8 protein-coding genes are annotated in these 13,484 nt (G+C 65.9%); 2 read left to right on the plus strand and 6 right to left on the minus strand.

Annotated elements, in window-relative coordinates; translation table 11 throughout:
• Positions 1 to 185: 185 nt before the first annotated feature.
• From KY501_RS06280 to KY501_RS06295, 4 genes are all read right to left on the minus strand, one after another.
• The gene (locus KY501_RS06280) at positions 186 to 5,492 is read right to left on the minus strand and encodes a trifunctional serine/threonine-protein kinase/ATP-binding protein/sensor histidine kinase (protein WP_224361618.1); all 5,307 of its coding nucleotides are present in this window, start codon (positions 5,490 to 5,492) and stop codon (positions 186 to 188) included.
• A 252-nt stretch (positions 5,493 to 5,744) separates the two neighbouring features.
• A complete protein-coding gene (gene dnaK / locus KY501_RS06285; protein WP_224361619.1) occupies positions 5,745 to 7,577 on the minus strand; it encodes a molecular chaperone DnaK in 1,833 nt (610 codons plus the stop codon).
• Between the two features lie 6 nt (positions 7,578 to 7,583).
• The gene (gene grpE / locus KY501_RS06290) at positions 7,584 to 8,471 is read right to left on the minus strand and encodes a nucleotide exchange factor GrpE (protein WP_224361621.1); all 888 of its coding nucleotides are present in this window, start codon (positions 8,469 to 8,471) and stop codon (positions 7,584 to 7,586) included.
• A 120-nt stretch (positions 8,472 to 8,591) separates the two neighbouring features.
• Positions 8,592 to 9,053 carry an ATPase gene (locus KY501_RS06295; protein WP_224361623.1) on the minus strand — a complete coding sequence of 154 codons (462 nt, stop codon included), beginning with the start codon at positions 9,051 to 9,053 and terminating at the stop codon, positions 8,592 to 8,594.
• Positions 9,054 to 9,279: 226 nt separating this feature from the next.
• Here KY501_RS06295 and KY501_RS06300 point away from each other — a divergent pair, with 226 nt between their 5' ends.
• Complete coding sequence (locus tag KY501_RS06300) at positions 9,280 to 11,301, plus strand: lamin tail domain-containing protein (RefSeq protein WP_224361625.1); 2,022 nt, start codon at positions 9,280 to 9,282, stop codon at positions 11,299 to 11,301.
• A complete protein-coding gene (locus KY501_RS06305) occupies positions 11,301 to 11,918 on the plus strand; it encodes a hypothetical protein (RefSeq protein ID WP_224361626.1) in 618 nt (205 codons plus the stop codon). The genes KY501_RS06300 and KY501_RS06305 overlap by 1 nt, the downstream gene beginning before the upstream one ends.
• A 27-nt stretch (positions 11,919 to 11,945) precedes the next feature.
• Here KY501_RS06305 and KY501_RS06310 read toward each other — a convergent pair whose 3' ends face one another.
• Positions 11,946 to 12,701 carry a DUF2238 domain-containing protein gene (locus KY501_RS06310; RefSeq protein WP_224361627.1) on the minus strand — a complete coding sequence of 252 codons (756 nt, stop codon included), beginning with the start codon at positions 12,699 to 12,701 and terminating at the stop codon, positions 11,946 to 11,948.
• 48 nt (positions 12,702 to 12,749) lie between these two features.
• Positions 12,750 to 13,457, minus strand: a complete 708-nt coding sequence (locus KY501_RS06315) for a DJ-1/PfpI family protein (protein WP_224361628.1) — start codon at positions 13,455 to 13,457, stop codon at positions 12,750 to 12,752.
• Between the last annotated feature and the right edge of the window lie 27 nt (positions 13,458 to 13,484).

The raw sequence follows: 13,484 nt of genomic DNA on the forward strand, positions 1-13,484 counted from the left end.
AGGGTGATTCTCGCACTGGGACGATCGATGCGACCGCCACTCAGTCACACGCGGGAATGATACATCCGAAAGAATACATCCGCGCGGACAACCCATCCCCACCACTGCAACCCGAGAAGCACAAGATCACTTCCGCTCAGGCCCGGGCACCAGCAGATCCGACACGGAGTGACGCACAGGTACGACTAGGAGCATGGAAGTTCCAGGGTGGCCACGGCGCCCTTGCCCGGCCCCTCGCTCTCCAGCATGAGGCGCCCTCCCAGCATCTGCGCCGCCAGCGCGCTCGAGTGCAGTCCGAAGCCGTGCCCGTCCTTACGCGTGGTGAACCCGTGCGAGAACAGTCTCTCCCGCGCCTCCTCGGAGATCCCCATCCCGTTGTCCGCCACCTGGAGGCGCACCAGCGCGCCTTCCGCCATCAGTCTCACCCGGAGCTGCCTCTCTTCTTCCGGCTTCGCATCCAGCGCGTACTTCGCGTTGCTGATCAGGTTGATGAGGATCTGCAGCACCTTGTGCTTGTCCACCTTCAGCCGGCCCACGGGCTCCAGTTCCTTGAGCACCTTCACCCCGTGCCGCTGCAGCGCCGCCATCTGGATTCTCAGCGCATCCTCGACCAGCTGCACCAGGTCGCACTCCTCCGTCATCAGCGAGCTCTTCGCGTACGTCTGCTGCACCTGCACGATGGCTCGGATGTGCTCGACGTGCCTCCCCATCGCGTCCACGTCCTCCAACAACTGCGTCTGCTGACTCATCAGCTCATCCGCCAGCCTCGACAGATACTCCGGCAGGTGCCCTCCCCTTGCTCCCGGTGCCAGGAAGCTCGACAGCTCCTCACGGTGTTCGAACAGCAGGTTCGTCGCCTGCTTCAGCTTCCCCACCCGTGAGCCACCCACCGCCCGCTGCATCATCTCCAGGTTGATCACCGCGCTGGTCAGCACGTTGCCCACGTTGTGCAGCACGTTCGAGGCCACCTCCGCCATTCCCACTTCTCTCGCTGTATCCACCAGCCTCGCCTGTGCCTGCCTCAACTCCCGCGTGCGCTCCTCCACACGCTGCTCCAACTCGTCATTGGCCTGCCTCAGCTCCTGCTTTGCCTTCTGCACATCCTCGTACAATCTCGCGTTCTCTATCGAGATGGCCGCCTGCGAGGCGATGTGACCCAACAGCGCCAGCCGCGCGGGGCTGAACGCGTTGGTCGCAAGGTTGTTCTCCAGGTACAGCACTCCGGTGAACTGCTCCCGCCTCATCAGCGGCAGGCACAGCACCGACCGGGCCTTGCTGCGCGCCAGATACTCATCCCCCGAGAATGGATGCGGCCTCGTGGCATCCCCGATCAGCACGGGCTCCTGGGTCCTCCTCACATAGGACAGGATCGTCCACGGCAGCTCTCGATGAGAGCTCGCATCGGTGGACGGCCCCGCCACGTTGGCTGAAGAAGCGCTGGTGGCGGTAGCCATCACGGACAACGTGTCTCCGCTTGGCAACAGCAGGGCTCCCCGCTGCGCGCCCGCGTTCTCGATGGCTGCTCTCACCAGCGTCGTCACCAACCGCTCCAGGACGATCTCCCCGGAGATGGCTTGCTGCGCCTTCACCACCGTCAGCGCATCGATCCGCGTGGTGTCCGTGCTGCTCGTCTGCGTCTCCAACGCGGGTGACGACGCGGGCCCGAGGTTCGGCCACAAGGAGTCCAGTTGCTGGACCTTCGCCAGCGCACCCCACTGCAGATACGCCGCCCGGGCCTCACGCGCGAAGGTGTGCGCGACGATGGGCGCCTGCCTCGAACGCCAGAAGTTCGCCGCCAGCTCGCTGGCCAATCCCACGTATTGGGGAGCCCCACTCGACCGAGCCACCCGGATGGCCTCCTCGTAGGCGCGCGTGGCCTCATCCCCCCGCCTCTCCAGACGGGCGAGCTCTCCAGACACCACCCGCTCTACCGCGCGGCTGCCCTCAGGGCATTGCTCCGCCCACTCCTCCAATTGCTCGCGATGGCGGTGGATCTCGCGGAGGAGCAGCTCCTTCTGCTCCGGTGAGGACTCCTCGAAACCTACCGCCAGCGTGAGAGCACGGTAGAGGTGGTAATCCCTCACCCCGAGGGTGGTGTGCATGGCCCAGAGGAACTCGCCCACCTTCTCCGCGGCCTCCAACGCCTCCTGGTAGGCACCCGCCACGAAGCGCGCCCGGAGCTTTTGGACCCAGTAGCCCCCTTGCGTGGTGCTCATGCGCGTGGACGTCAGTCTCGCTTCGTATTCCTTCTCGTCGAAGCCGTCGGATGTCAACGTACCGAACGCGCTCGACTCTCCCCTCAATTGCCGGATGAAGGCCTGCGAGAGTCGAAGTCCATCCACAGCGTCCAAGACGCCCACCTTGCGCGCGAAGTCCATGTGCGCGACGGATTCCTGGAGGACGTCCTCCAGGTCGTGCCCCATCGCAATCCGGTTCGACACGAGCGCGCTGGCGAAGTAACTGGCCCAGTAGAATTCACCTGACTGGAGCGAGTGCTGGAAACCCGAGAGGGTGATCTCCTGAACGGTGGAGAGCGGCGCCGTCCAATAGCTGATTCCCTGCAGGGCCAGGACGACACGGCTCCGGTAGGACTCCAGCTTGTAGCGCTCCACGAGAGAGCGCGCGAGCACCACCCAAGCATGGCCCTCCTGGTATTGCTTGAACAAGGCGACCGTCAGCTCGCCGAACCAGGCAAAGCCCACCACCGCATCGTCCACGAAGCCGTGCTGCAAGGTAAGCGCGACCATGCGGCTCAGGACGATGGTGAGCAACGCGTTGTCGGTGACGTAGGCCTTCGGGAAGAGCACGGCCAGCGCGCGCATCCTCACCTGAATCTCGGGGTCGGTCATCCGAGGCATGTCGAGGAGGCTCTCGATGGGGCGCGCTCCCAGCAGCTTCCGCACCTCGTCGTGGGCCTCCGACGCCTGCTCCCACGTCGGGCGCGTGGGCAGCTGCATGCCCAGCGTCTCCACGCACTCCAGCATGGTAGCGGTGGAGGAAGGGATATCCCCCGTCGACATGAAGCAATCCGCCAGCAGGCAGCAGGCGGCCGTCATGTCCGCATGATTGAGAGCCCTGGCGCGGAGTTCCTCCGCCAGCTCGCGCGCTCCTTGGAGATTGCCGCTCACCATCTCGCACTGGGCTCGGCCCATTCGCGCCTGGAAGGCCAGCGCGTAGTCCGTGGCCCACGGCTCTCCCGGAATGAGCGCGAAGGCCTGCGTGAAGTAGGTGTTGGCGGGACGGAGCGCCACCGCCGCCCGAGCTTTCATTCCCGCCTCGGCATTCAACCGAGCCAGGCGATGACGCTCCGAGGGCTCCTCGATGAGATCCACTCCCGCGTTGAACTGGCTCACCACGTCGAAGAGGTTCTCGCGCAGCTGCTCTGGCGACAGGCTCTCCAGCATCAGCCGGCCGATCCTCAAATGCAGCACCTGGCGCTCATTCTCCGAGATGAGCGCATGGGCCGCCTGCTGGATCCGGTCATGCAGGAAGCGATATTGCTCCGGGCCCGCGCGCATCAGCAGCCCTTCCTGGAGCGATGGCTCCAGCCCCTGCTCCACCTCCACGGCCCCCTTCACACCGGCCAGGGTGCCCAACACCGACAGCGGGAAGACATTGCCCACGCACGCGGCCAGCCGCAGCAGTTGCTGGGTGGCGGCAGGCAACTGGCGCAGCTTGCCCACCATGAAATCCACCACGTTGTCCGAGTACCCCCGCGCCTGCACCTCCTCGGGACTCCAGCGCCATCCACCTCCACCACCGGGGGTGCGCACCAGCAGACCGTCCTGGTTGAGCGTCTCCATGAACTGCAGCAGGAAGAAGGGATTGCCTCCTGTCTTCTCGTGCACCAGCTTCGACAGCGGCATCACCAGCTGCTCTCCGGCCCCCGGCAGCGTGTCCGCCACCAGCTCCTCCACCTGCTCCAGGCTCAGCGGCTCCAGTCGGATGTCGGTGATGCGCGCGCCCGCCTTGCGCACCTCCTCCAACACCGACACCAACGGGTGCGACGAGCTCACCTCGTTGTCTCGGTACGCACCGATCCACAGCACCGGCGGCGTCTCTTTCTGGGACAGCAACTGCTCGATGAGCTTCAGGCTGGCCAGGTCCGCCCATTGCAAATCATCCAGGAACACCACCAGCGGGTGCTCGGGGCGCGCGAAGACTCCCAGGAACTGCCGCACCACCCGCCGGAAGCGGTGCTGGGCCTCGGCGACGGAAACCTCCGGCACCGGCGACTGTGGACCCACCAGCACTTCCAACTGCGGCACCAACTCCACCAGCACCTGCCCGTGCCCCTCCCACTCCTGGTTGATACGGCTGCGCCACTGCGTCAGCTCCTCCTCGCTCCCCGCCAGCAACTGCTGCACCAGCCCTCGAATGGCTTGCGCGATGGTGGCGTAGGGCACGTCCCGCTGGAACTGATCGAACTTGCCCGTCAGGAAGAAGCTGCGCCGCTGCACCACCGGCTTGTGCAACTCATTCACCACCGATGACTTGCCGATGCCCGAGTAACCGCTCACCACGAACAACTCGGGCCGCGCCGTCTCCACCACCCGCTCGAAGCCCTTCAGCAGCGAGGAGACCTGCTCCTCACGCCCATACAGCCGCTGCGGCAACTGAAACCGCTGGGCCACATCCTGCTCGCCTGGAACGAATGCGCTCGACGAACTCTGCCCCAGCGCCTCTCGGCACAGCTGCAGGTCCGCCTTCAGCCCTTCGGCGCTCTGGTAGCGATCCTCGGCCGTCTTCGCCAGCAGCTTCATCACGATCGCTGACAGCGCGGCTGGCACCTGTTCGTTCAGCTCGTGTGGCGCACGCGGCGTCTGCGCCATGTGCGCGTGGAACCACTCCAGTGCATCCTTCCCCTGGAATGGCCTCCGGCCCGTCAACAGCTCGTACAATGTGATGCCCAGCGAATAGAAGTCCGTGCGGTAGTCCACCGCCCGGTTCATCCGCCCCGTCTGCTCCGGAGACATGTACGCCAGCGTTCCCTCGATCAGATGCACAGGGGCCGCTGACAGGTGCTCCACCTTCTGGACCGTCGCTACCCCGAAATCGATCAGCCGGGCCTCGCCGCTCGGCTCCAGGATGATGTTCGAGGGCTTGATGTCCTTGTGGATCACATTGCGGTTGTGGATCTCCGCCAACGTGCTGGCCAGCGACAGCGCCACGCTCAAGAAGCGCGGGACATCCAGGGGGCGGCCCACCACCTCTGACAACGCCTCGCCCTGCACCCGCTCCAGCAACAGCACCGGCCTCTCGTGGATGCGCTCGCACGCATACGGCCGAGCTACCCCCTTCACGTCCCTCAGCCGCTGCAGGATGCCGAACTCGCGGAGATACCGCTCGCGCTCACGAGGGCCAGGGGACGGCATCATCGGCGTCTTGATGATGACCGGCAGCCCATCGGCCTCCCTCATCGCGTGGAACAACGCGTTGGAGCCCGTGGCTCGGATCGTCCCCAGTACTCGGTAGCCCGGGATATCCAACATGAATGTGCTCCCAGCGAGCGGTGACCGCAGCCATGGCGATCACTCCCGACCTCGAAATCTCCCTGGAAGGTACCTGCTTACCACCGCACAGTCTCTCGACAGCCCCGCGGTAGGAGGGTGGCCCCTCGGAGTACGTCCGAGGCCACGACCGCGCGACGCGTCAACAGGACGCGCATTCTCGAAGGGCGCACATGTGGGCGGAATGGCCCACGCCTCATCGGACGTGGGCCGGATCCACCGCGGATGGCTCGCTCAGGAGCCGGACTTCGCCTCGCCGGAGTAGATGGCGTCGGCGATGCGGTAGGCGCTGCCCTCCAGGCGCTGGAACGCTTCCTTCAGCGTGGCGGGATCGCCGGAGTTGAGCACTTCCTTGAGCCGATCGAGGTCCGCCTTGATCTCGTCGCGGTCCTTCTCCGAGAGCAGGGTGGCGTACTCCTCGAGGCTCTTCTCCGTGGTGTAGATGAGCCCGTCGGCGTTGTTGCGCAGATCGGCGAGCTCCTTCTTCTTCTTGTCGTCCACGGCATGCGCCTGGGCGTCGGCGATCATCCCCTGGATCTCCGCCTCGGAGAGGCCGGAGTTGCTCACCACGCGCACCTGCTGGACCTTGCCGGTGCCCAGGTCCTTGGCGCTCACGTGGACGATGCCGTTGGCGTCGATGTCGAAGGACACCTCGATCTGCGGCACACCGCGCGGGGCCGGAGGAATGCCCACCAGCTCGAAGCGGGCCAGCGTCTTGTTGTCCGCCGCCATCTCGCGCTCGCCCTGGAGCACGTGCACGCTCACCAGCGGCTGGTTGTCCACCGCGGTGGAGAACACCTGGCTCTTCTTGCAGGGGATCGTCGTGTTCTTGTCGATGATCTTCGTGAAGACGCCGCCCGCCGTCTCCACGCCGAGGCTCAGTGGGGTGACGTCCAGGAGGAGGACGTCCTTCACCTCGCCCTTGAGCACGCCACCCTGGATGGCGGCGCCCACGGCGACCACTTCATCCGGGTTGATGCCCTTGTGAGGCTCCTTGCCGAAGAACTCCTTCACCTTCTGCTGCACGCGCGGCATGCGCGTCATGCCGCCGACGAGCAGCACCTGGTTGATCTGCGGCGCGGTGACGCCCGCGTCCTTGAGGGCGATGCGGCACGGCTCGATGGAGTGATCGATGAGGTCGGCGACCAGCTCCTCGAAGGTGGTGCGCTCCACCGTCTCGGTGAGGTGCTTGGGGCCCGTGGCGTCCGCGGTGATGAACGGAAGGTTGACCTCCGTCTCCGAGGCGCTGGAGAGCTCGTGCTTGGCGCGCTCGGAGGCCTCCTTGAGCCGCTGCAGCGCCATGCGGTCCTTGCGCAAGTCGATGCCGTTGTTCTGCTCGGCGAACTTCTTGGCCAGGAAGTCCACCAGCCGCTGGTCGAAGTCCTCGCCGCCCAGGAACGTATCGCCGTTGGTGCTCTTCACCTCGAACACGCCGGCGTTCAGCTCCAGGATCGAGATATCGAACGTACCGCCGCCCAGGTCGTACACGGCGATGCGCTCGGTCTTGCTGTCCTTGACCTTGTCCAGGCCGTAGGCGAGCGCGGCGGCCGTGGGCTCGTTGATGATGCGCAGGACGTTGAGGCCCGCGATGCGGCCGGCATCCTTGGTGGCCTGACGCTGACCGTCGTTGAAGTAGGCCGGAACGGTGATGACGGCCTCGGTGACAGGCTCACCAAGGTAGTCCTCCGCCGTCTGCTTCATCTTCATCAGCACGATGGCGCTGATCTCCGGCGGGCTGTAGCCCTTGCCGCGGATCTCCACCCAGGCGTCCCCGTTGGGGCTGGTGACCACCTTGAAGGAGCTCACACCGATGGCCTTCTTGGCCTCGGGCGAGTCGAACTTGCGGCCGATGAGGCGCTTGACAGCGTAGACGGTGTTCTCCGGATTGGTGATGGCCTGGCGCTTGGCGATCTGCCCCACCAGCCGCTCACCGGAGTCCGTGAAGCCCACCATGGAGGGCGTGGTCCGGCTGCCCTCGCTGTTCGGAATGACTACCGGCTCGCCGCCTTCCATCACGGCGACGCAGGAGTTCGTCGTTCCCAGGTCGATTCCAATAACCTTGCCCATGGCGTCTTACTGACTCCCCCCAGAGGGTTGCTCGTTCTCAGTGGATACGGCGGGCGAAGTGCCCGCCTCCGGTGCCGTGCCGACACCGGGGGTTTCGGAAGGCTTCGTCTCTGCAGCCGCGGCCACCGGCTCGGGAGCGGGCGCAGGCGGCTCGGGCGGCGGCGACGGGGCGCGGGCGACAGCCACGAGGGCCGGCCGCACCAGGCGTTCGTTGAGGTAGTAGCCGCGCAGGACTTCGAAGGCGACGTTGCCGGGAGCAACCTCGGCGGTCTCCACCTGCTGCATGGCCTCGTGGAGGCGCGGATCAAAGGCCTGACCCTTGGCGCTGAAAGACTTCACGCCGTGGCGCGCCAGCGTGTCCTCGAAAGACTTGCGCGTCATCGCCACGCCCTTGTGGAAGCTGGCGAAGTCGGGAGACTTCGTCGCGGCATCCATGGCGCGGTCCAGGTTGTCCATCACCGGCAGGAGATCCTTGAGCAGCTTCTCGGAGCCGAACTTCTGGACCTCCTCCTTCTCCTTCTGGGCGCGCTTCTTGTAGTTCTCCAGGTCGGCCGCGGCGCGCACGGTGCGCTCGTGGTCGTCCTTGAGGCGCTCCATCAGCTTGCGGCTCTCGCCCTGGCTGAACTCGAGCTGGGCGCGAAGGCTCTCTACTTCCTTGCGTGCCGCCTCGAGCTCGGCGGTCAGCGCGGTAAACTCTTCAGAGGAAGCGGGCTCGGGCTGGGGCTCGGGAGCCACCTCGCCCTCGCTGGCAGTCTCCGCGGAGTCCACCTCGAGCGTCAGGCCCTCTTCGGAATCTGAAGGCGCATTGCGACGCTCGACGCTCTTGAGCGCCGCGTCGATCACTTCCTGCGCGATGTTCGCGCTGAAGTTTCCCTTCTCATTGGTGCCGGCCACGCTCGCACTATGTCACGGGTCCAGAACCGTTCCAACCCCGCGAACTGCCTGGAAGAACCCCGGCCGAGCATCCAACCCATGGGCTGGCATTGAAGATGTGCGGCCGGGGCAGAACGCGGATCAGGCGGAGGGCTTCTTGCGGCCAATCGACTTCGGGGCCTTCTTCGTGGCAGGGGCCTTGGCGCCCGAGGCGGCCTTCTTCGCACCGGCCTTCTTGCCAATCGTCTTGCCTGACTTGCGGGCAGGCTTGGGAGTGGCCGCGGGCTCGGCGGCAGCGGGAGCGGCGGCTGGTTGGGCCTTGGCGGTGTCCTGGGGCTTGGAGCTGTCCAGGGCGGAGCCGACGGCGCCCTCCACCTTGCGCACGGCGGTCTCCAGCTTCTCGGCGGCCTCCTTGGTGATGACAGAGGCCTTGTCGCGCAGATCCTTGAGGGTCTCCTTGACCTTGGCCTGGCGAGCGGGGTCCTTCACTTCATCCAGGAGCCGCTGGGCCTCGACCTTGATCTCCTCGCCCGTGCGCTTGAGCTCCTCGCCGGTGCGCTTGATGAAGTCCATGATCTGCTTTTCCCACTTCTGCTCGGCCATGTCGGGTGCCTCCACTCAGGGGATGCGAAAATCCGGCGCATCTGACTTCACGCCCGGCGCGAGCGCAAAGCTTTCCTGCTGAAGGAGGAACGCAGGAGCGCCGCCGCGATTGCAGCGAGGGTTCTTCACGGCAAGTGCATTTCACGTCCGGGAGCCGGGCGGCTGTAGAGTGTTGTTCATGGTTGGGCCCCTGGAGCCAAGGGCCCTGTTTCCGGAGTGTCTGCCTATGCATTTCGCCCGAGTGGCGAGGGTTCTCGTCGTCCTCACCGTGCTGTGTGCTTGCAGTGGACGAGATGAGCCCGAAGGGCCGCAACTGCCTGACATCGAATTGCCGCCCACGACAGTCGGGCTGGCCTACGAGAAGAGCCTCGCCGCGAGCGGAGGCGTTGCCCCCTTGCGCTACACGATCGGGGCGGTGCCGGATGGATTCTCGTTCTACACGGGCACGGGGCAGCTCAAGGGGCCGGCAAACGCCGAGGGCGAGTTCACGCTCGCCATCAAGGTCACGGATGCCACGGGCCTGACGGACTCGAGGGACTACGCGCTGAAGGTCTACGCGGCTCCCGTGATCGCCCCCTTGGTACTGCTCGAGGCTTCCTCGGGGAAGGCGTACGACTTCACGCTGAGCGCGACGGGCGGCATGCCTCCGCTGCGGTGGTCGCTGGTGAATGGCTCGCTGCCCCCGGGGTTGTCCTTGTCGGAGGAGGGAACGCTCTCGGGAGTTCCCCAAGGCCTGGGAGGCTATCCGGTCACCGTGCGCGTGCAGGACAACAACGGGGCGCTGGCCACGTGGTCGTTCACGGTGAAGGTGGGGAGCAACAACCCGGATGGCGGGACGCCGGATGGCGGCACCGGGGATGCGGGCACGCCGTTCCCACTCGAGGTGGCCAACTGGAACATCGAGTGGTTCGGGAGCACCACCGAGGGGCCTACCAACGATCCACTCCAGCTCACCAACGCGCGCACGGTCATCAGCGACATCAATCCGGACGTCTTGGGAGTGGCGGAGATCGTCGACGTCAACCAGTTCAACAGCCTGAAGACGGGGCTGACAGGCTACGACGGCTTCCTCGCCAATGACTCGAGCGTCACGAACGGCAGCACCTACTACACCATCAACGAGCAGAAGGTGGGCGTGCTCTACAAGTCGAATGTGGTGAGCGTGGTGAACAAGGAGGTGATCCTCGGCTCGAACTCGAGCGACTTCGCGGGCCGTCCTCCGCTACGGGTGGATCTGCGGATCACCCGTTCGGCGAAGAGCGTGGACCTGACGGTCATCGTGCTGCACATGAAGGCTGACACCGCTCGGGCAGACTATGATCAGCGCCAGCGCGCGGGCGTGGCGCTCAAGCAGTACCTGGACACGTACCTGCCCACTTCGCGCGCCATCGTCCTGGGCGACTGGAACGACGACGTGGACGTGTCCATCGCCAAGGACACCACCACCGGCAACTACCTGCCCTCGCCCTACCAGAACTTCCTGGACGCTCCCTCGGAGTACACGTACCTCACCCTGCCGCTCTCGCAGGCCAACATGGGCAGCTCGGTGGGCTTCACCAACGTGATCGATCACCAATTGGTCACCAACGAGCTGGCCGTCAGCTACGTGAGCAACTCCGCCACCGTGGTGCACCCGAACATCGCCAGCTACGGCAGCACGACGTCCGATCACTACCCCATCGTGAGCCAGTTCGACTTCTCGCAGGTGGTGTCGCAGCCGCCCGTGGCGCCTGCGGTGTTCATCAACGAGTTCCTGCCCCAACCCAACAACAACCCCAGCACGGGACAAGTGGACTTCGATCAGATGTTCGTGGAGGTCCTCAACACGACGAACTCGACCGTCAACCTGAGCGGCTGGAAGCTGCACGACGCGGAGTCGTACTCCGGCGCCAAGCCCGCGCGGCATGTCTTCCCCGCGGGGACGACGCTGGCTCCAGGCAAGGTGTACGTCGTCTACTCGGGCGTTTCGGCTGTGCCCACGGGTGGGACCAACGTGGACTACGCCAACGGGGGTGACGGGCTGCGGTTCAACCGCGGCGTCAACGTGGGGAGCACCGGTGACACGGTGTATCTGGTGAAGCCCGACAACACCGTGCAGGACAGCTACCACTACCAGGACACGTACCAGGGCTTCTCATACAACCGCAGCCCGGATGGCTCGAACACGGGCGCATGGGTTCGCCACGACTTGCTGCCCGCGGGGCTCAGTACCTCGCCTGGGAAGCGCGCGGACGGCACGGACTTCTGATGGCCACTCGCACCCTGTATCGCCCGGTGGGCTTGAAGGAGGCGGAGCTGGTGCTCGGCAGCGAGTGCACCGGCTTCCCGCCACGGCTGCCGGATCAGCCCATCTTCTACCCGGTGATGAACGACGAGTATGCGCGGCAGATCGCCCGGGGCTGGAACACGCCGGATCCGGGCTCTGGGTATGCGGGTTTCATCACCGAGTTCGACGTGAGCACGGCGTACCTCGAGGGCTTCGAGGTCCACACCGTGGGCGGTGGCCTGCACAAGGAGCTCTGGGTGCCGGCGGAGCAACTCGCGGAGTTCAACCGCCGCATCTCGGGGCCCATCCGGTTCACGGAGGCTCACTACGGCCCGCGGTATCGCGGTCCCGAGACGACACTCGGGGCTCCCCTGGCCGGGCAACTTCGGACGCTGCGCTCGCTGGAGCCGGGCGCGGTGAAGGAGCACCGGGCGCTGGTGCTCTTCAACTTCGCGTGGTGGTCCCAGACGCCCGCAGATGCGCAGGGGCTCAGCGAGGCGGAGAAGTTCGAAGCGCTGGACTACCTGCGCCGGGCCTGGGTGAAGGCCTTCTCCCGCTGGCCGCTGCCCGTCCCCAGTGAGCCCGCGACCTCCGGGTAGCTGAATAGGATTCGGGGCCCTCCTGCTTCAGGCCGAGGCAGGAGGTGTTCCGGGCGTCGCGGTGCGGGAGACCAGCCGCTCGATGCTGCGATCGTGGGCGCGCGAGAAGAACACCATGGCCAGGGTCGCACCGATGAGACACATGAACATGTCCCACTGCGCGTCCCAGATGTCTCCCTGCGAGCCGAGGAATTTGTCTCCGCCCTCCGGATCCAGGATGAGCGCGGCCCACCACTCGATAAACTCGTAGCAGGCGCTGATGGCCAGGGCCACCGAGCCCGTGAGGAAGTTCAACCAGCCGCCCCGGCGCAGCGGGGTGCGCCGCAGCAGCACCTCGCGAATGATGAAGGCGGGGAAGAACCCCTGCACGAAGTGGCCCAACCGGTCATACGGGTTGCGCGACAGGTGGAAGGTGTCGCGCGCCCAGTTGCCCAGCGGCGTGAGCGCATAGGTGTAATAGGCGCCGTACGTCAGCACCAGCACGTGCAGGAAGACGCAGACGTAGATCCACCGGGACATCGGGAAGCGGCGGAAGACGCCCGCCAGCACCGCGATGCCGATGAGCCCCGGGCCCGTCTCCAGCAGCCAGTTGAGGTAGCCCTCCGGGCTCGTGATCAGGGTGAACAGCAGGATGGGCGCCAGGACCGCCAGGAGCACCAGCGGCAGCCGCGCTTCCTCCTTCGTGCCGCTCAAGGGCGGCAGTGTGGAGCCAGAGGAAGCGGCTGTGGAAACCTCTCGAGAGCCGAGGACGCGCGGATCTGGGGTGGTGGAGGCAGGTGCCATGGGCTTCCACCTTCGCACGGTTCCGCACGCCTGTGGATTCGCCGACCGCTACCCTCGTGCCCTTGGCGCCTGCGCGGACGCTCGCCGCCCCGCGATGGTGAGGGTGCGCGCATGCACCTCCGCGACGATGCTCCGAGCCATCGCGGTGGCTTCGGGGCCGGCCTTCTCCGGCCTCCCCGCATCGAAGGGCGGCGCGGGATCGTACTCCATCGCCAGCTGCGACATCTTCGCGAGGGGCTCGCCTCGGAGCTGCGCGAGCAGCACCAGCCCGAAGTCGATGCCTGCCGTCACACCGCCGCCCGTGAGGCGGTTGCGGTCCACCACCACCCGCTCATCAGACACCTCCACGCCGAGGGCCGCGAGCACTTCATACGAAGACCAATGTGTCGTCGCCCGGTAGCCGTCCAGCAGGCCCGCGATCGCGAGGATGAGCGAGCCCGAGCAGACTGACGTCACGTACTTCGCCCGGCTCCCCCGGTCCGCGAGGAAGCGGAGCGTTTCCGCGTCCTCCATCACCTCGGCCGTGCCGAGCCCTCCTGGAACGAAGAGCACGTCCAGGTCGGCCGGACACGTCTCGAAGGTCGCGGTGGGGACGATGGACACTGCTGAATCGGAGAGAACCGGAGCGAGGGTCTTCGAGACGAGGTGCACCTTCTCAGTCGTGCCCAGGGCGGTCAGCGGCCCGACGAAGTCGAGCAGCGTGACACCGGGGTAGATGAGCATGCCGATCTGCAGAGGGGAAGGAAGGTTCGTCATGAGGTGTCTCCTTGAGAGGCCCTCTGT

Source organism: Hyalangium versicolor, from assembly GCF_020103695.1.
Classification (GTDB): Bacteria; Myxococcota; Myxococcia; order Myxococcales; family Myxococcaceae; genus Hyalangium; species Hyalangium versicolor.